Origin of the sequence: Achromobacter sp. Root170 (genome assembly GCF_001428165.1) — a bacterium.
GTDB classification, from domain to species: Bacteria; Pseudomonadota; Gammaproteobacteria; order Burkholderiales; family Burkholderiaceae_B; genus Achromobacter; species Achromobacter mucicolens.
On record NZ_LMHN01000004.1, the window covers coordinates 67,426 to 83,934 of the forward strand.

At 64.0% G+C, this 16,509-nt stretch carries 18 protein-coding genes; 5 read left to right on the top strand and 13 right to left on the bottom strand.

Annotated elements, in window-relative coordinates; genetic code table 11:
* Positions 1-138: 138 nt before the first annotated feature.
* Together ASD87_RS08020 and ASD87_RS08025 are read right to left on the bottom strand one after the other, a co-directional pair.
* Positions 139-1,107: a tripartite tricarboxylate transporter substrate binding protein gene (locus tag ASD87_RS08020; protein WP_056319648.1), complete on the bottom strand. Its 969-nt coding sequence runs from the start codon at positions 1,105-1,107 to the stop codon at positions 139-141.
* Between the two features lie 155 nt (positions 1,108-1,262).
* Positions 1,263-1,982 carry a YggS family pyridoxal phosphate-dependent enzyme gene (locus tag ASD87_RS08025; protein ID WP_056319653.1) on the bottom strand — a complete coding sequence of 240 codons (720 nt, stop codon included), beginning with the start codon at positions 1,980-1,982 and terminating at the stop codon, positions 1,263-1,265.
* 211 nt (positions 1,983-2,193) lie between these two features.
* On the opposite strand from ASD87_RS08025, the gene ASD87_RS08030 reads away from it, so the two are divergent.
* Together ASD87_RS08030 and ASD87_RS08035 are read left to right on the top strand one after the other, a co-directional pair.
* The gene (locus ASD87_RS08030; RefSeq protein WP_056319774.1) at positions 2,194-3,435 is read left to right on the top strand and encodes a PLP-dependent aminotransferase family protein; all 1,242 of its coding nucleotides are present in this window, start codon (positions 2,194-2,196) and stop codon (positions 3,433-3,435) included.
* A 172-nt stretch (positions 3,436-3,607) separates the two neighbouring features.
* Positions 3,608-4,624 (top strand): amino acid ABC transporter substrate-binding protein, encoded by a 1,017-nt coding sequence (locus ASD87_RS08035; RefSeq protein WP_056319656.1) that lies wholly within the window; start codon positions 3,608-3,610, stop codon positions 4,622-4,624.
* Positions 4,625-4,694: 70 nt separating this feature from the next.
* On the opposite strand, the gene ASD87_RS08040 is transcribed toward ASD87_RS08035, so the two are convergent.
* The 3 genes from ASD87_RS08040 to dprA form a co-directional block, all read right to left on the bottom strand.
* A complete protein-coding gene (locus ASD87_RS08040; RefSeq protein WP_056319659.1) occupies positions 4,695-5,168 on the bottom strand; it encodes a hypothetical protein in 474 nt (157 codons plus the stop codon).
* 39 nt (positions 5,169-5,207) lie between these two features.
* Complete coding sequence (locus tag ASD87_RS08045) at positions 5,208-6,116, bottom strand: hydroxymethylglutaryl-CoA lyase (protein WP_056319662.1); 909 nt, start codon at positions 6,114-6,116, stop codon at positions 5,208-5,210.
* 93 nt (positions 6,117-6,209) lie between these two features.
* Positions 6,210-7,316, bottom strand: coding sequence for a DNA-processing protein DprA (gene dprA / locus ASD87_RS08050; RefSeq protein ID WP_056319665.1), 1,107 nt, complete (start codon positions 7,314-7,316; stop codon positions 6,210-6,212).
* Between the two features lie 230 nt (positions 7,317-7,546).
* Between dprA and def the strand changes: the two genes are divergently transcribed.
* Positions 7,547-8,059, top strand: a complete 513-nt coding sequence (gene def / locus ASD87_RS08055; RefSeq protein WP_056319667.1) for a peptide deformylase — start codon at positions 7,547-7,549, stop codon at positions 8,057-8,059.
* Positions 8,060-8,073: 14 nt separating this feature from the next.
* Complete coding sequence (gene fmt, locus ASD87_RS08060; RefSeq protein WP_056319669.1) at positions 8,074-9,015, top strand: methionyl-tRNA formyltransferase; 942 nt, start codon at positions 8,074-8,076, stop codon at positions 9,013-9,015.
* 19 nt (positions 9,016-9,034) lie between these two features.
* On the opposite strand, the gene ASD87_RS08065 is transcribed toward fmt, so the two are convergent.
* The 5 genes from ASD87_RS08065 to ASD87_RS08085 form a co-directional block, all read right to left on the bottom strand.
* Entirely contained in the window at positions 9,035-9,556 is a 522-nt protein-coding gene (locus ASD87_RS08065; RefSeq protein WP_056319671.1) for a class IV adenylate cyclase, read from the bottom strand.
* A 15-nt stretch (positions 9,557-9,571) separates the two neighbouring features.
* Positions 9,572-10,198, bottom strand: a complete 627-nt coding sequence (locus ASD87_RS08070) for a pyridoxamine 5'-phosphate oxidase family protein (protein ID WP_056319673.1) — start codon at positions 10,196-10,198, stop codon at positions 9,572-9,574.
* A 12-nt stretch (positions 10,199-10,210) separates the two neighbouring features.
* Entirely contained in the window at positions 10,211-10,837 is a 627-nt protein-coding gene (locus tag ASD87_RS08075; RefSeq protein ID WP_056319675.1) for an HAD hydrolase-like protein, read from the bottom strand.
* A 70-nt stretch (positions 10,838-10,907) separates the two neighbouring features.
* Positions 10,908-11,474 carry a hypothetical protein gene (locus tag ASD87_RS08080; RefSeq protein ID WP_056319678.1) on the bottom strand — a complete coding sequence of 189 codons (567 nt, stop codon included), beginning with the start codon at positions 11,472-11,474 and terminating at the stop codon, positions 10,908-10,910.
* Between the two features lie 35 nt (positions 11,475-11,509).
* Entirely contained in the window at positions 11,510-12,100 is a 591-nt protein-coding gene (locus ASD87_RS08085) for a TIGR00730 family Rossman fold protein (protein WP_056319681.1), read from the bottom strand.
* A gap of 234 nt (positions 12,101-12,334) precedes the next feature.
* Here ASD87_RS08085 and ASD87_RS08090 point away from each other — a divergent pair, with 234 nt between their 5' ends.
* Positions 12,335-12,895 (top strand): bacterioferritin, encoded by a 561-nt coding sequence (locus ASD87_RS08090; RefSeq protein ID WP_056319683.1) that lies wholly within the window; start codon positions 12,335-12,337, stop codon positions 12,893-12,895.
* Between the two features lie 136 nt (positions 12,896-13,031).
* Here ASD87_RS08090 and rimO read toward each other — a convergent pair whose 3' ends face one another.
* The 3 genes from rimO to ASD87_RS26555 all read right to left on the bottom strand — a co-directional run bounded on the left by rimO (position 13,032) and on the right by ASD87_RS26555 (position 16,421).
* Positions 13,032-14,381 (bottom strand): 30S ribosomal protein S12 methylthiotransferase RimO, encoded by a 1,350-nt coding sequence (gene rimO / locus ASD87_RS08095; protein ID WP_056319685.1) that lies wholly within the window; start codon positions 14,379-14,381, stop codon positions 13,032-13,034.
* Positions 14,382-14,978: 597 nt separating this feature from the next.
* The gene (locus tag ASD87_RS26550; RefSeq protein WP_082586233.1) at positions 14,979-15,230 is read right to left on the bottom strand and encodes a HigA family addiction module antitoxin; all 252 of its coding nucleotides are present in this window, start codon (positions 15,228-15,230) and stop codon (positions 14,979-14,981) included.
* Between the two features lie 156 nt (positions 15,231-15,386).
* A complete protein-coding gene (locus ASD87_RS26555) occupies positions 15,387-16,421 on the bottom strand; it encodes a hypothetical protein (RefSeq protein WP_082586234.1) in 1,035 nt (344 codons plus the stop codon).
* Positions 16,422-16,509 lie beyond the last annotated feature (88 nt).

Genomic DNA, 16,509 nt, shown 5'->3' on the forward strand with positions numbered 1-16,509 from the left:
TGTCGGGCACCCGACGAGTCGCCACGGCAAACGGGGACTGTCTGCGCCGGGTGTCTGACACCGTACCGAGCACGCCCATGAAGAAAGCCGCGGTCAGTCGACCGCGGCTTTTTGCCGTGCCGGATGACGCCGGAGCGATCACTCCAGCTTGATGTTCGCCTTCTTGATGACGTCGGCCCAGGCGCTGCGCTCCTGATCGGCATACGTCTTGAAGTCCTGCGCCGACATCGGCATGGGGATGACGCCCATGTCCAGCATCTTCTGCGAGACCGCGGGCGACTTGAGCGTGGCGTCCAGGTCGGTCGACAGCTTCTTGACGACGGCTTCCGGCAGGCCGGCCGGGCCGACCAGGCCTTGCCAGGCGTAGGCCGTGAAATTGGCCACGCCCTGTTCGGCCATCGTCGGGACGTCCGGCAGCACCGTCACGCGCTCGGGTGTGGCGGCGGCCAGCACGCGCAGCTTGCCGGCCTTGACGTTGGGCAGGCCCGATCCCAGGTCGATGAACATCATGTCCACCTGGCCGCCCAGCAGGTCCTGGATGGCGGGCGCCGCGCCCTTGTACGGAACGTGCAGCACGTTGACGCCCGTGCGCTGCTTGAAGAGCTCCAGCGCCAGGTGATGCGGCGAGCCCGCGCCGGCGGATGCCGAGGTCAGCTTGCCCGGTTCCTTCTTGGCGGCAGCGAGCACGTCTTCGACCGTCTTGTACGGCGAATTGACGTTCACGGCCAGCAGCAGCGGGAACTTGGCGATGCCGCCGATGTAGGTGAACTTGGCGGGGTCGTAGGACAGCTTGGCGTAAAGCGACGAATTGAAGGCCAGCGTGCCGGAGTCCGCCGTGCCCACCAGGTAGCCGTTGGGTTCGGCCTGGGCGATGGCCGTGGCGCCGATGATGGTGCCGGCGCCCGGACGGTTCTCGACCACGATGGTCTGGCCCAGTGTCTTTTCCAGGCTGCTGGCCACGGTGCGGGCCACCACGTCGGTGCCGCCGCCGGCGGGGTAGGGAACGATCCAGCGGACCGGTTGCGTGGGCCAGGATTGGGCGGATGCCGCGGTGGCGGCCAGCGACAGGGCGGCAAGCGCCAGCAGGCGCTTTGCGTGCTTGTGCATGAAGTGTCTCCTCGTGCGGGATATCGTGAGCGCGGCGCTTGCGTCGTTGATCGACGTCAACTTACGCCGCATATTTTTTGCGTGGCTATTATGCCTTGCGCCTGCGCAAAAAGGGGCCCGTGCATTGGGCCCCCTCAAACTCCCGCATCTCCGTCTTATTGCGGATCCGGATAACTTCGCGCGCCGAAGATGGCCGAGCCGATGCGGACCTCGGTCGAGCCCTCCTCGATGGCCAGTTCGAAGTCGCCGCTCATGCCCATCGACAGACGGTCCAGCGAAACGCCGGGAATGTTCTCTTTTGCCAGTCCATCCCGCAGTTCGCGCAGCGCGCGAAAGCAGGCACGGACTTCATCGGCATTGGGGGAGTTGACCGCCAATGTCATCAGCCCCTGCACGCGCAGCGTGGGATAGTCGGCGGCGATGCGGCGCAGGAACGGGCCGACCTCTTCGAGCGCCATGCCGTACTTGCTGGGTTCGGACGAGGTCTTGACCTGCACCAGCACGTCCAGCGTGCGGCCCGCATTCTGCAGGCGGCGGTGCAGGGCATCGGCCAGCTCCACGCGGTCCAGGGATTGGACCTCCGACGCATCGCGCGCGGCGTCCTTGGCCTTGTTGGTCTGCAGGTGCCCGATCAGCACCCATTGCAGCCCCAAACCTGCCAGCGCCTCGGCCTTCTGGCGAATCTCCTGGGTCTTGTTCTCGCCAAAGCGGGTCAGGCCCAGCGCCATCGCTTCGCGGATGGCGTCCTCGCCAAAGGTTTTGCTGACGGGCAGCAGAGTCACGCTGCCAGGAGGACGGCCCGCCCGTTCGCAGGCCTCTCGGATGCGTTGCTGGATCCGGGCGAGGCGCCCGGCCATGGTGTCGTCGGCGGTCATGCAGCTCTCTGGGAAAACAGGATGTCCCATAGTGTAGGACGTGTTTTGGCGCTTGTCGGCGCGCGGACCAATAACCGGGCAAGGCTGGCGTTGACCCTGTCAGAGGGGCAGGCTTAGAATTTGCGGAGATTTGTTTATATTTCAAAGTTCTATGCCGTCCGGCGCCGCCCATTCGGGCGCCACGATCCCCCTCCTACTCAGCCATTCCGCCATGTCCAGTGCAGCGCCCGAATACGTCTTTGCCACGCCGTTCCTGAACCCTCCCGCCTCGCCCATCCGATCGCTCATGCCCTACGCCATGCGTCCGGGCACCATTTCGCTGGCTGGCGGATATCCGGCGCAGGAATTGTTCGACGTCGACGGCTTGTCGATCGCGTCCACGCAGGTCATGGCCCGGCTGGGCGCCTGCCTGCAGTATTCCAACATCGACGGCCAGGCCAGCCTGCGGCATGAGCTGGCGCGCCTGTCCGCGGCGCGTGGCCTGCATTGCAATGCCGACACGGAACTGGTCGTGACGGGCGGCTCGCAGCAGGCGCTGGCGCTCCTGACCCGCGTGATGCTGCAGCCCGGCGACCACGCCATCATCGAATCGCCAGCCTTCCCGAACTCCGTGCAGGCCTTGCGCTACACGGGGGCGACGGTCCACACCGTGCCTTCGGGCCCGGATGGCATCGACGTGGATGCGCTGGACGAATTGGCCGCGCGCGTGAAGCCCAAGATGGTCTGCGTCGTTGCCTCGTTTTCGAATCCCTGCGGCGCCACCATTTCGCGCGCGCGCCGCCTGCGGCTGCTGGAACTGGCGGTCAAGCACCGTTTCCTGATCGTCGAAGACGACCCTTACAGCGAACTGCGCTTTGCCGGGCAGGCCGTGCCGCCCATCGCTGCGCTGGCCGAGGGCGAGGCCCGCCATTGGGCGGTATATCTGGCCAGCATGTCCAAGACCATGGCGCCCGCGCTGCGTATCGGCTGGCTGGTCGCGCCGCCCGAAATCCGCCGCCGCTGCGTCGCCGCAAAGGCTGCCGACGACATGGCGTCCTCCGCGTGGATCCAGGAGGTCGTCGCCCAGTATGTGGCCAACGGCCGCTATGACGAACACGTGCCGCGCATCCGCGCCGCCTACGGCTTGCGCTGCACCGCCATGGCCGACGCGCTGGCGCGCGAACTGGATGGCCGCATCACGTTCAGCAAGCCCGAGGGCGGCATGTTCTTCTGGGCACGCCTGACCGGCGAGGTGGATGCGACGCGCCTGTTGCCTTACGCCATTGAGCACGAAGTCGTCTACGTGCCCGGCAAGGCGTTCTACGCCGACGCGGCGCAGGCGGATCTGTTCGCCATGCGCATGTCGTTCGCCACCATGAATGAAACCCAGATCGCACAGGGCATGGTCCGCCTGGGCCGCGCGCTCGACGCGTGCCAGGCCAACGAGCCGGTGTCGATTTCGCTGGCGGCTTGACGGCGCGCAGCGTCATGCCCACGCCGCGTTGCTATCCTTTCTGCGCAGGTCCGCCGGCACGCGCCGGCGGCATACCTAAATAAGCGTCCGTTATTTGGCGGGGGCGCTTCATGTCTATAAGCTGCATGCCTTGGCGCGCTTTCGCGCCCGGTAGCAGAAAGGAATTCTCGTCATGAACATTGCAAAAGGGTTGGTGGGCGCGGCGCTTCTGATGGCAGCCGCGCAGGGCGCGCAGGCCGCAACACTGGACGTCGTGAAACAGCGCGGCGCCGTCGCATGCGGCACGACCACAGGCTTTGCGGGCTTTTCCGCGCCCGACGCGCAAGGCAAATGGCAGGGCCTGGACGTGGACCTGTGCCGCGCCATCGCGGCCGCGGTGTTCGGCGATGCGAACAAGATCAAGGTGGTGCCGCTCAATTCGCAGCAGCGCTTCACCGCGCTGCAATCCGGCGAAGTCGATGTGCTGACGCGCAACACCACGGTGACGCAGCAACGCGACACGGCGCTGGGCATCATCCATGCCGGCATCAATTTCTACGACGGTCAGGGCTTTCTGGTGCCCAAATCGCTGGGCGTGAAAAGCGCCAAGGAAATCAACGGCGCCACGGTCTGCCTGCAGACCGGCACGTCCAACGAGAACACCCTGGCCGACTGGGCGCGCGCCAACAACGTGACCTACAAGCCCGTCGTCATCGAGACCTTCAACGAGGTCGTCAACGCGTTTGCCTCGGGCCGCTGCGACGTGTTCTCGACCGACGCCTCGGGCCTGGCCTCGATCCGTATCTCCAAGCTGCAGAATCCCGACGACTACGTCGTGCTGCCCGAGATCATCTCCAAGGAACCGCTGGGCCCGTTCGTGCGCCAGGGCGACGACGCGTGGCTGAATATCGTGCGCTGGTCGTTGTCGGCCATGATCGAAGCCGAGGAATACGGCGTCACGTCCAAGAACGTGGACGAACAGGCCAAGAGCGCCAATCCCAACATCAAGCGCATCCTGGGCGTGACGCCCGGCAGCGGCGCGAATCTGGGGCTGGACGAAAAGTGGGCCTACAACATCGTCAAGCAGGTGGGCAACTACGGCGAGAGCTTTGAGCGCAACGTGGGCGAGGGCAGCCCGCTCAAGATCAAGCGCGGCTTGAATGCGCAGTGGACGCAGGGCGGATTGATGTACGCGTTGCCGATCCGTTGATCCCGTGTGTCTCAAAGCCCGTGCGTGTCAGACACCTTGTGTGTCTGACACCGGCTGACTTTGGACGGAATCAGGCGCTCTTGTACAACTCTCCGATCTTCACGAACGCCGCGCGCAGTTCCCGCGTGCCGCCCTGAAAAATCACCGGCTTTCCGCGGTGCGTGAAGACGACGAGCCGCTTGGAAAACACCATTGGCACGAAGCGCGCGAAGCGCACGTCTTCCCAGGCCACTTCGCGCCGCGTGAACCATGTCTGGCGGATGCCGTGATCGTCGATCGTGGTGATGGACGTCTGCATGTGCCACGAGACAAACAACAGCGCCACAAAGCACAGCACCACGGCCACTGCCAGCAGCGTGTCGAAGGGCTGTGAGGGCGCGCGGATCGCGGTGGTGACAACCTGCACGCCCAGCACCGCAAGCAACACCCAGGTCAGGATGCGCACCCAGTCCGGCCAGGCCTGGCCCGCCAGGGGCAACGGGCCGATGGCGCGGAGCAGCGCCGCGAGGTCTTCGGGCGCGCGGGTGGCTGTCGGGGTGGTCATGCGGGCCGGGTCATGCGGACGGGGGCGTGCGGCGCGGGATCAGGCCGCGCGCTTGGCGGCGATGGCGTTGCCGGCGCGGCTGGAGCCCTTGCGGTTCAGATGCGCGGACATCCATTGCCCGATGTCGACCACGGCGTCGAAGTCCACGCCCGTGTCGATGTCCAGGCCGCGCAGCATGTACAGCACGTCTTCCGTCGCGACGTTGCCGGTGGCGCCCTTTGCGTAGGGGCAGCCGCCCAGGCCGGCCACCGACGTGTGGAAGATGGAAATGTTGGTTTCCAAGGCTGCCAGGATGTTGGCAAGCGCCTGGCCATAGGTGTCATGAAAATGGCCCGACACGCGCGCCGGGTCCACGACCTGCGTGACGGCGGCCATCACTTCGCGCACGCGCTTGGGGTTGCCCACGCCGATGGTGTCGGCCACGTCGATCTCATCGACCTGCATCGCCAGGTAGCGCTGCGCCACGTCCACCACGGCCTCGACGGGAACTTCGCCCTGGTAGGGACAGCCCAGCGCGCAGCTGATGCTGCCGCGCACGCGGATGCCGGCTTCGCGCGCGGCCTGCACGACGGGCTCGAAACGCGCGATGGATTCGGCGATGGAGCAGTTGATGTTCTTTTGGGAAAAGGCCTCGCTGGCGGCGCCGAAGATCACGATTTCGTCCGCGCGGGCGGCCAGCGCCCCTTCAAAACCCTTCATGTTGGGCGTCAGCACCGAATAGATGGTGCCGGGCCGGCGTTCGATGCGCGCCATCACGTCGGCGCCGTCGGCCATCTGCGGCACCCATTTGGGCGACACGAACGACGCGGCTTCCACATTGGGGAAGCCCGCGGCGCTCAGGCGGTTGACCAGTTCCACCTTGATGTCGGTGGGGACAAATTCCTTTTCGTTCTGCAGACCGTCGCGAGGCGATACCTCGACGATCTTCACGCGGGAGGGCAATGCCATGTCTCTTCCTGTGTCGGTATTGGGAGGCCGGCGCTACAAGGCTGCGGCGCTGCCGAACATATTAGCGCCATCGCATCCGGCCCCGTTGCAGTGCTAGTGCAAACGCTGGTAGCGGCCATCGTCCAGCCGGGCGATGCGGCCCTGCAATTCCAGTTCGACCAGTTGCGTCTGCAGGTCGGCCGTCTGCAGGCCGCATCGCGCCTGGATGGCATCCAGATGCAGCGGGTCGAAACCCAGGGCGTCGAGCAAGGGATGGGCGGGGGCCGGTGTCTGCCTGCGCGCGGGCGGCGTCGGCGTGGGGCCCCCGCCAAGCTCGTCCGTGATGTCCATGGCGGTTTCGACCAGCTTGGCGCCCTGGCGGATCAAGGCATGGCAGCCGCGCGACAGCGGCGAATGGATGGAGCCGGGGATGGCAAAGACTTCGCGTCCGCATTCCCCGGCTAGCCGCGCGGTGATCAGCGACCCGCTCTGCTTGGCCGCTTCCACCACCAGCACGCCGCGCGCCAGGCCCGCCACGATGCGGTTGCGCTTGGGAAAATGTTGCGGGCGCGCGCCGGTGCCCAGCGGAAGCTCCGACACCAGCGCACCGTGCGCGGCGATGCGGTGCGCCAGGTCGCGATGGCTGGCCGGATAGATGCGGTCGATGCCCGTTCCCATGACCGCAACGGTGCCCGCGCCCTGCGGGCCGGCGTCCAGCGCCCCTTCATGCGCGGCGGCGTCGATGCCTAGCGCCAGGCCGCTGACGACGCGCCAGCCGTTGCCCGCAAGATGCCGGGCAAACGCGCGCGCATTCTCCTGGCCGCCGGGCGTGGCATTGCGCGCGCCCACGACCGCCAGCGACGGCCCCTGCAGAAAAGCGGGGTCCCCGGCGACATACAGCAGGATGGGCGGGTCGGCGATCGTCAGCAGGCTTTGCGGATAGGAGGGATCGGCCAGCGTGAGGACGTGGCGGCCGGGCTGCTGCACCCATTCCAGCGCCGCCTGCACCTGCTTTTCCATGTCGGCCGGCATGGGCGCCGCCAATTGCCGCGCCAGCGCTTCCGGCACGTGCCGCGAGAGCGCGGTGGCGCGCTGCGCGTAGATCTGGTCGGGCAGACCAAGCGCGGCCAGCAGCTGGCAGGCGGTCGCGGAACCGACGTTGGGTTCGAGGGACAGCCGCAGCCAGGCGGCGAGTTCTTCGGGTGATTGCGTGAGGGGCATGAAACGGGCGCAGAAAAGGCGTCTGGGGTTCGAGAGTGTCGCATGTGCCACGCCCGTCCATCAGGACCGGGGTGGACGGATATGCGCGCCCGCGCAAATGGCGAAAACCCCCTGCAAAAACGGTGCCGCAGCAATGTCCGCAATCCCTGAATTAGCCGAAAACTATTAGAAATCAAGACTCTAATGAATTAAACTCTCGACCAAGCATCACTACTGGCGATCCCTCTTCAATGGCTTTACTTCCCATCCTTCGCTACCCGGATCCGCGCTTGCACAAAAAGGCCAAGCCGGTTGCCGAGGTCGACGACCGCATCCGCCAACTCGTGCGCGACATGGCCGAAACCATGTACGACGCGCCGGGTGTCGGCCTGGCCGCGACCCAGGTCGACGTGCACGAGCGCGTCGTCGTGATCGACGTGTCCGAGGAAAGCAATTCGCTGCTGACCCTGATCAATCCCGAGATCACCTGGCGCAGCGCCGATTACAAGATCTACGAAGAAGGCTGCCTGTCCGTTCCCGGCGTCTACGACGAAGTGGAACGCGCGTCGCGCATCCGCTGCAAGGCGCTGGACATCGACGGCAAGCCTTTCGAGTTCGAGGCCGACGGTCTTCTGGCCGTTTGCGTGCAGCATGAACTCGATCACCTGGAAGGCAAGGTGTTCGTCGAGTACCTGTCCAACCTCAAGCAGAATCGCATCAAGACCAAGCTAAAGAAAGCCGAGCGCGAAGCGCTGCGCGCCTGACGGAGAGCCGGTCCATGCGTATCGTCTTTGCCGGAACCCCGGAATTTGCCCGTATCGCGTTCGACGCCCTGCGGGCCGCGGGCCACGAAATCCCCTTGGTCATGACGCAGCCGGACCGGCCGGCGGGGCGGGGCTTGAAGCTCACGCCCAGCCCGGTCAAGCAAGCGGCGCTGGATGCCGGCATTGCCGTGGCCCAGCCGCGCAGCCTGCGTCTGGATGGCCGTTATCCGGACGAGGCCGCCGAGGCCCGTGCGTTGCTGGAAAGCGTGGCGCCCGATGTCATGGTGGTGGCTGCGTACGGATTGATCCTGCCGCAATGGGTGCTGGATCTGCCGCGCCTGGGCTGCCTGAACATCCACGCCAGCCTTTTGCCGCGCTGGCGCGGCGCCGCACCCATCCAGCGCGCCATCGAGGCGGGCGATGCCCGTACCGGCGTCACCATCATGCAGATGGACGAAGGCCTGGATACGGGCGATATGCTGCTCGAACGCATCGTGCCGATCTCGGACGAGACCAATGCCGCGCAGCTGCACGACGCGTTGGCGCAGGCTGGTGGTGAAGCCATCGTCCAGGCGCTGGATGCGTTGGCCAATGGCGGCCTGACCGCGCGCAAGCAGCCGGAAGACGGCGTGACCTACGCGGCCAAGCTGGACAAGGCCGAAGCCGCGCTCGATTGCAGCCAGCCCGCCCAATTGCTGGCGCGCCGTGTGCGGGCTTTCAATCCCGTCCCGGGCGCCAGCATCCGGTTGCCGGGGCAGCCCGATGCCGTGAAGGTCTGGCGCGCCCAGGCGCTGGCCGAGCCCACCTCGGCGGCCCCGGGCAGCGTGCTGCGCGCCGATGCGGCGGGCATCGACATCGCCACCGGCCAGGGCGTGCTGCGCCTGCTTGAATTGCAAAAGGCGGGCGGCAAGCGCCAGCCGGTGGATGTGTTCGTGCGCGGCTGGCAGCCCGCCTGACGGCGCTGCGCCAGGCGGCTCACGCCTGGCCGCGCGCCGCCAGCAGATCCAGATACGCGCCCGACAGCAACTGCTCGGGCGCGACGCCCAGCCCGGCCATCAGCGTCCGGGCTTCTTCCATGCCTGCTTCGACGCTTTCGTCGTCGCGCAGCACCACTTCCAGCTCCAGGAATTCGCCCAGGCCTTGCACGCGGTCCAGGTGGATGCGCGTGCGCCCGGCGATGAACACCGTGCGGTGTTTCCTGACGCGGCCGATCACGCCATAGGCGTGCGACAAGGCCTCGCGCAGGGAGTCGGGCGCGTCGGTGGGTGAGATGACGTAGAAGCTTTCCTTGGGGCCGCTATCGTTGGCGCGCTGATAGAAGATCAGCTCGCCTGAGCCGTCCGCGAAGGCGCGCAGCTTCAGGCGGCCGTTGGCGCACGTGAAGAAGGTGTCGTCCTGGTCGATGAAGACCGGCTCTTTTCCCGATAGCGCCGCGGCCAGGTGTTCGAGGGCATCCAGGCTGTCCACCCGCGCCTTGATCTCGACATTGCGTGCCATGGCCGCGCTCCGGATTCAGTAAAGCGAACCGGCCACGCGGGCGGGCAGTTCGCGATCGTAGGTCACGCCGTCGAACGTGCCCGCGGTCAGGTCGGACAGAATGCGGCCGACGCTGGGCAGCGCGGTGCGGGGGATCTGCGTCTGCGGGTCCCAGAGGCGCGAGCGCAGCAGGGCGCGCGAGCATTGGAAATAGACCTTCTGCACGTCGATGACCAGCACGGAGCGGGGCAGCTTGCCGTCCATCTCGAAGCGCGCCAGAAGCGCCGGGTCGACGCTGATGCGCGCCGTGCCGTTCACCCGCAATGTTTCGCCCACGCCCGGCACGAGGAACAGCAGGGCCACGCGCGGATCGGCGATGACGTTGAGCAGGCTGTCCACGCGGTTGTTGCCGCGGCGGTCGGGCAGGAGCAGCGTCTTTTCGTCTTCCACCACTACAAACCCGGCGGGGTCGCCGCGCGGCGAGGCATCCAGCCCATCCGGTCCCGCCGTCGCCAGCAGCGCGAACGGCGCGGCCTCGATGAACGCGCGGTAGTGCGGATGCACGTGGTCGACCTCTTTTTTCAGGGAGGCTTCGCCGGGCGAACCGTAAAGCGCGTGCAGGGCGTCGGCGTCGGTAATCAGGTGAGCGGGATCGGTATGCATGGGATCTGGGCGTTAGGCCAGTGCGTTGGGAAGGTCTTGAACCGCCAGGAACAGCTCGTCGGGGCCGCGGCCGCGCAGGGCGTCGACATGGTTGTAGCCCCAGGCAACCGATCCGACGCGCACGCCCGCCTTGCGGGCCGCGTCGATGTCGCGCATTTCGTCGCCCACCAGCAGGAAACGTTCGGGGGACGTGCCGTGCTGCTTGAGCAGGCGGTCGATCTTGGCGGCCTTGCCGAACAGGTCGCTGCCGCATTCGTAGTCGTCAAAGAGCGCCGCGGTTTCCTCGCCCAGCACGCGCTTGACGTTTTCGACGGAGTTCGAGCTGACCACCGCCAGGCGCAGGCCGCTCGCCTTCAGGCGGGCCAACGCTTGCGGGATGCCGTCAAACAGCTGCACGCTGGGATCGATTTCCTGCATCAGCGTGCGCACGTGCGTCATGATCGCGGGCAGCTTCCATAGCGGGATGTTCAGGTACTTCAGGATCTCCATCGCATCGCGGCTGCGAAGCGCTTCGCGTTCGGACGCATCGATCTTGCGGAAGTTGTACTTCTCCGCGACGGTATTGAGAATGGTGTTGAACCACGGCATGGTGTCTGCCAGGGTCCCGTCGAAGTCGAAGGCTGCAATGTCGTATTTCAATTCTTGAATCCAATGCCGGCAGGCTGGGCGGGGACGCCTCTCCCACGCTGACAGGCGTCGTCGCGCATCCCTACATGCCGTGCGGGTGAAGCAAATAGTGCACGACCGGCGCCAGGTCTTCAAGCGGCGGAGCGCCGGCGACCACGCGCGCGGCGCTGGTCCAGGGGTAGTCCAGGGCCAGCAGCCAGCCGAACACCGCGGACGCATCGCCCGGGGGCAGGGTTACCATGGTTTCGATCGTGATGGTCAGGCGCTTGGCGCGATACGGGTCGGGCTGAAACTCCCAGTCGTATCGCCCACAGCCCACGCGCACGTTGCCGGTCGCCTTTTCGGTCATGCCGACCAGCCAGTCGCAGTGGTAATCCGGCAGGCGTGTGTCCGCCGGGGGGCGCGACAGGTAGAAGGTGTAGACGTTGTCGTAGGTCTGGCCGAACTTGCGCACCAGCGTGTCGGTGATGGCGGCCAAGCCATGCGATTCAGGCGGAAAGGCGATGGCCTGCGTGCGCAGGGCCATTTTCAGCACGGCATCGGGCGCGAAGGCGCGGGCCATGTAGTGCGGGCGGTTCTCGTCCTTGGCGTGAAAATAGTCGCGCAATACGGACTCGGTGCAACCGGGGAACAACGAATCGGTAGGCATTGCGGGGGCTTCCGTTCAGGTCTTTGGCGTGGGGGTCAGGGCTTTCGGATCGGATCGAACCACTTCGAGACGTTGGGCGGCTCGTAGATGGCGTAGCGATCCAGCAGCAAGGCGGGGTCTTCTTCCACCACCAGCATGTCGCGATGCTGGGGACGGATGAATGCTTCTTCCACGGAGTGGTCAATGAATTGCATCAGGGCATCGTAGTACCCAGCCACGTTCAGCAATCCGCAGGGCTTCTGGTGCATGTTCAGTTGCGCCCAGGTCCAGACTTCGAAGAATTCTTCCAGCGTGCCGGCGCCGCCGGGTAGGGCAACAAAGCCGTCGGCCTTCTCCATCATCATCGCCTTGCGCTCGTGCATGTTTTGCACCGTGTGCAGCTCGGTCAGCCCCAGATGCGCCTGTTCCTTCTTGAGAAGCAGTTCGGGGATGACGCCGATGACGCGGCCGCCGCCGGCCAGCACTTCGTTGGCCACCACGCCCATGATCCCGACGATGGATCCGCCATACACCAGGCCCAGGTCGCGCTTGACGAGTTCGCGCGCCAGCACGCGGGCCTGCTCGACGTAGTCCGGGCGCGTGCCCGGGTTGGAGCCGCAATACACGCAGATATTCTTCAGAGTCATAAAACGGGTGGGAAATTGCCGGCCGCGTTACAGATTGCGTCACGAGGCGTTTCGCGAAGCCGATAGTTTACGCAAGGTTGCCGAAGGACTCCCGAGACCCTGGGCGAGCACCGCGGGGAGACGCGGGCAATGTTTGGACACAGCAAGTTCCGGCGCGCTCGGTAGACTGAAGATTGCGAAAACGACTGGAAGTCCAGCGTCGTGCTGCTTTCACGGACTAGAGGAGCTAACGATATGGAACAAGCAAACCGCAACCCGCAGGAAAACAAGCGTCCCTTCGATATGGACGTGAAGGCGATTCGCGCCAAGGCGCGCAAGGACATCGAATCCGGCGCCATCACCGACACGTATCGCGCAGACCGTGAAACCGTGCTGAAACTGCTGAATGAAGCGTTGGCCACGGAAATCGTCTGTGTGCTGCGCTACAAGCGCCACTACTTCATGGCCCGCGGCCTGAATGCGGAACCGGTCGCGGCCGAGTTTGCCGAGCACGCGGCGCAGGAGCAGGATCACGCCGACAAGCTGGCCGAGCGGATCGTGCAGCTGGGCGGCGAGCCGAACCTGTCGCCCAAGGGCATCCTGGACCGCAGCCATTCGGAATACGTCGAAGGCGACTCGCTGGAAGAGATGATCAAGGAAAACCTGATCGCCGAGCGTATCGCCATCGACAGCTATCGCCAGATGATCGACTACATCGGTGAACAGGATTCCACCACGCGCCGTCTGCTGGAGGAAATCCTGGCGGTGGAAGAGGAACACGCCGACGACCTGTCGGACTTCCTGGCCAAGTCCTGATCGGGCGCCGCGCCCCGTCCGCGGGGCGGATTGATGGGCGGCAGCGGGGTCCCGGGATCCGCGGCTCGTCACGCTCAAAGAAAAACGCCGTCCGGCGCGCGATGCGCCGGACGGCGTTTGTCCGAAGGCGCTGCGATTACAGCGCGTCGGCCCAGAGGTCGTACTCGTCGGACTCGGTGACGCGCACGCGCACCATGTCGCCCGGCTGCAGGGGCTTGTCCGAGCTGACGTAGACGCAGCCGTCGATTTCAGGCGCGTCGCCCGCGCTGCGGCCCACCGCGCCGTCTTCGTCAACCTCGTCGATCAGCACATCGATCTCGCGGCCGACCTTCAGCGCCAGGCGCTGGGCTGAGATGGTCTGCTGCAGCGCCATGAAGCGCTCCCAGCGATCCTGCTTGACGTCGTCCGGCACCGGATCGTCCAGCAGGTTGGCCGGCGCGCCTTCAACTGGCGAATACTGGAAACAGCCCACGCGGTCCAGCTGCGCTTCCTGCATCCAGTCCAGCAGATACTGGAAGTCTTCCTCGGTTTCGCCGGGAAAGCCGACGATGAAGGTCGAGCGGATCGTCAGGTCCGGGCAGATTTCGCGCCAGCGCTTGATGCGCGCAAGCGTCTTGTCTTCGAAGGCCGGGCGCTTCATCAGCTTCAGGATGCGCGGACTGGCGTGCTGGAACGGGATGTCCAGGTAGGGCAGGATCTTGCCCTCGGCCATCAGCGGAATCACTTCGTCGACGTGCGGGTACGGGTAGACGTAATGCAGGCGCGTCCAGACGCCCATTTCGGACAAGGCCATACAGAGCTCGGTCATGCGGGTCTTGACCGGGCGGCCGTTCCAGAAACCGCTGCGGTATTTCAGGTCCACGCCGTAGGCGCTGGTGTCCTGCGAGATCACGAGCAGCTCTTTGACGCCGGCCTTCACCAGACGCTCGGCTTCGTTCAGCACGTCGCCGACGGGACGGCTGACCAGGTCGCCGCGCATCGAGGGAATGATGCAGAAGCTGCAGCGATGATTGCAGCCTTCGGAGATCTTCAGGTAGGCATAGTGGCGCGGCGTGAGCTTCACGCCCTGCGGCGGCACCAGGTCCACGTAGGGATTGTGGTCCGTGCGCGGGGGCGCCACGCCGTGCACGGCGCGCACGACCTCTTCATATTGCTGGGGACCGGTCACCGACAGCACGCTGGGATGCACGTCGCGGATCACCGATTCCTCGACGCCCATACAGCCGGTCACGATGACCTTGCCGTTCTCGGCCAGGGCTTCGCCGATGGCTTCCAGCGACTCGGCCTTGGCGCTGTCGATGAAGCCACAGGTGTTCACGACGACCACGTCGGCACCGTTGTATTCCGGCGTGATTTCGTAGCCTTCGGTGCGCAGCTGGGTCAGGATGCGTTCGGAGTCGACCAGGGCTTTGGGACATCCAAGGCTAACGAATCCCACGCGCGGAGTATGGTCTTTAGAGTCTGTTGATTTAGAAGAGCTTTTCATGATGGTTCCGGACGTGGCCTTGGTGGGGCGAGGAAAGTGCCCAAGGAGACAAAGCCAGCGTTGATTTTAGCGTGTCGTGGAATTCGGACGTCAGGTTGGTGCCCGTATGCAGGCATCTAAGGGGCGCAATGCCTATGACGAAGAGACTGCGGTGACTTTCGGGGCGCGAGAACGCGATAGCTGAACTACTGGTACAGCAGCTTTCTCAAGGACCTTTGTCATGCAATAGAGGTCGGCAATTGCCCAGAATCACTTGGCGCTTGGTCCAGTACCGGTCAGTTGGCTGCATTGCCAAATGCTTACGTTGCAGATTTGAAGCAAAATTCGTCGAATGCTATGCGCTGGCGCACATCTGGATCACACGGTCAATTTGGAGTTCTCCGGCGGCGACTCGATAGAGTTATTCCACCGTCCTAATATTGGGTTCCAAGCCGGCCAGTCGTTGGTTAGCAATGACGTTGTTGATCGTGCGCAGGCGCCCGTTCCGGCCAAATGTATTGGGCATAGAGGATCTCCGCGAGGGTGCGCGCCATTTCAGGGTTAGAGGCGTGTCTTAATCCAAACTCGCTACGCTGAGGTAAACGGCCTCACGGACGGCTACGCACGCTGCTGGGCTTGCCACAAATCATAGTTGGCCTGCATGGCGGCCCATGCCTCAGCAGTGCCTGCTCCGACCTGCTCCAGTCGAACCGCGAGATCTGGGCTGATATTGGCTTTGCCATTGAGCACTTGGGACAATATAGTCAGCGGCAAAGCTAATCGATTAGCTGCATCAGTCACCGACAACCCTAGGTGTGCAAAAACGTCTTCTCGAAGGATTTCGCCCGGATGCGGCGGGCTGTGCATCATATTGGCATCTAGGGGATACCGGCGCTACCATCTCCCGTTTGAAACATTTTGAGGATTAGTGTCGCAGTTCTATGCCATCCACGAATTTTCATGAGGTCAGCACTGTGAGGCTCGCCAGTTTCAGAGAAAGCGGGGCGGTTCACTTTAAGGTGACGGCTAATCATCGCGCATCATCTTCTCGTGCACGTAATTGTGATATCCACAAAGTCCGCCATTAAACTGGTCTTCCTGTCGCAGTGCCTCTCCGCAAACGTCGCATTCCGCATAATCGAGCTCTGCTCGACACCATAAGCATTTTTGCTCGCCAATAACGAAAGTGTCGCGCTGGCATTCATTGCAGGTCTCGACACCAGGTTCCCCACCGTCGCGAGGATCATAGTCATGCGCGTCCTCGAGGTTCTTTATCATCAACGGCCCGATCAGATCGGACTGGCCGCAGGCGACGCAGACATACCTGAACGTTTCATCGTCGCTTTCAACACTTATACCTTCTTCGATATCTTCTGCATGAGGACGTAGCAATGACGAGCTACAAGCCTCACATTGGCATTTCTCAAGCCAGGGCTGCATCAGATCTGGCACGCCGGCCTGATTCCAGGCATCAACGCACTCCGCTCTGGTATCCATGAAGAATTTATGATGCTCAAGCATGATCGGCCATGCCGCGCCCAAGAGCTCTGCAGGCTGCTCATTCATCTGCGTCTGAACAAAATCACGCAATATTGGAAAAAGCTCGGCAACGAAATCTGCAACCTCGCCAAGCGTATTTGCTGGGTGCAAATGTTCGAGATGATTGCGGCATTCCTGCAGCTTTTCTATCGTGGCCCAATCCATTTCGATGTCGAAACCTTCGAATCGCTTTTTTATCGTGGCCACGTCAACAGTCGTACGTTTGAACTTCCCAACGGGCTGCCATTCAACGCCGCCATTGCCATCGGCCTGGGGTAACACCTCAGGTGGGTTAAAAATGAGGGTTGCGGCATCCTCTGGATCATCGACTGATGTCGCAATCTTGTATTTAAATAGAAGTAGAACTCCCGCAAACAAATTGCGTATGGCCGATAGGGCACGAGCAGGATCGCCATTTTGTTCGGGCGAAAGGCGGCCTCGCTGGAAGTCCTCAATTCCAAGGCGAATTGACGTCAGCGCGTTTTCCTTCAACTTTTCTGCGTCCAATGCTGGCATAGCCATTTCACATGATCCTGTGTTAAGTCCGCCCAGGAGGGGGCTTCCTAGTTTAAGCCCGGTACTATTTTAAATTACTGCTTGGAGCCGGCGC

Bases quoted from the DNA above. Each gene is read 5' to 3' on its own strand.
- ASD87_RS08085 (WP_056319681.1), bottom strand. From the start codon at position 12,100: ATGACTCTGAAGAATATCTGCGTGTATTGCGGCTCCAACCCGGGCACG.
- dprA (WP_056319665.1), bottom strand. From the start codon at position 7,316: ATGCCCCTCACGCAATCACCCGAAGAACTCGCCGCCTGGCTGCGGCTG.
- ASD87_RS08080 (WP_056319678.1), bottom strand. From the start codon at position 11,474: ATGCCTACCGATTCGTTGTTCCCCGGTTGCACCGAGTCCGTATTGCGC.
- ASD87_RS08090 (WP_056319683.1), top strand. From the start codon at position 12,335: ATGGAACAAGCAAACCGCAACCCGCAGGAAAACAAGCGTCCCTTCGAT.
- ASD87_RS08035 (WP_056319656.1), top strand. From the start codon at position 3,608: ATGAACATTGCAAAAGGGTTGGTGGGCGCGGCGCTTCTGATGGCAGCC.
- ASD87_RS26555 (WP_082586234.1), bottom strand. From the start codon at position 16,421: ATGGCTATGCCAGCATTGGACGCAGAAAAGTTGAAGGAAAACGCGCTG.
- ASD87_RS08025 (WP_056319653.1), bottom strand. From the start codon at position 1,982: ATGACCGCCGACGACACCATGGCCGGGCGCCTCGCCCGGATCCAGCAA.
- ASD87_RS08070 (WP_056319673.1), bottom strand. From the start codon at position 10,198: ATGCATACCGATCCCGCTCACCTGATTACCGACGCCGACGCCCTGCAC.
- ASD87_RS08045 (WP_056319662.1), bottom strand. From the start codon at position 6,116: ATGGCATTGCCCTCCCGCGTGAAGATCGTCGAGGTATCGCCTCGCGAC.
- ASD87_RS08065 (WP_056319671.1), bottom strand. From the start codon at position 9,556: ATGGCACGCAATGTCGAGATCAAGGCGCGGGTGGACAGCCTGGATGCC.
- ASD87_RS08020 (WP_056319648.1), bottom strand. From the start codon at position 1,107: ATGCACAAGCACGCAAAGCGCCTGCTGGCGCTTGCCGCCCTGTCGCTG.
- ASD87_RS08040 (WP_056319659.1), bottom strand. From the start codon at position 5,168: ATGACCACCCCGACAGCCACCCGCGCGCCCGAAGACCTCGCGGCGCTG.
- rimO (WP_056319685.1), bottom strand. From the start codon at position 14,381: ATGAAAAGCTCTTCTAAATCAACAGACTCTAAAGACCATACTCCGCGC.
- ASD87_RS26550 (WP_082586233.1), bottom strand. From the start codon at position 15,230: ATGATGCACAGCCCGCCGCATCCGGGCGAAATCCTTCGAGAAGACGTT.
- def (WP_056319667.1), top strand. From the start codon at position 7,547: ATGGCTTTACTTCCCATCCTTCGCTACCCGGATCCGCGCTTGCACAAA.
- fmt (WP_056319669.1), top strand. From the start codon at position 8,074: ATGCGTATCGTCTTTGCCGGAACCCCGGAATTTGCCCGTATCGCGTTC.
- ASD87_RS08030 (WP_056319774.1), top strand. From the start codon at position 2,194: ATGTCCAGTGCAGCGCCCGAATACGTCTTTGCCACGCCGTTCCTGAAC.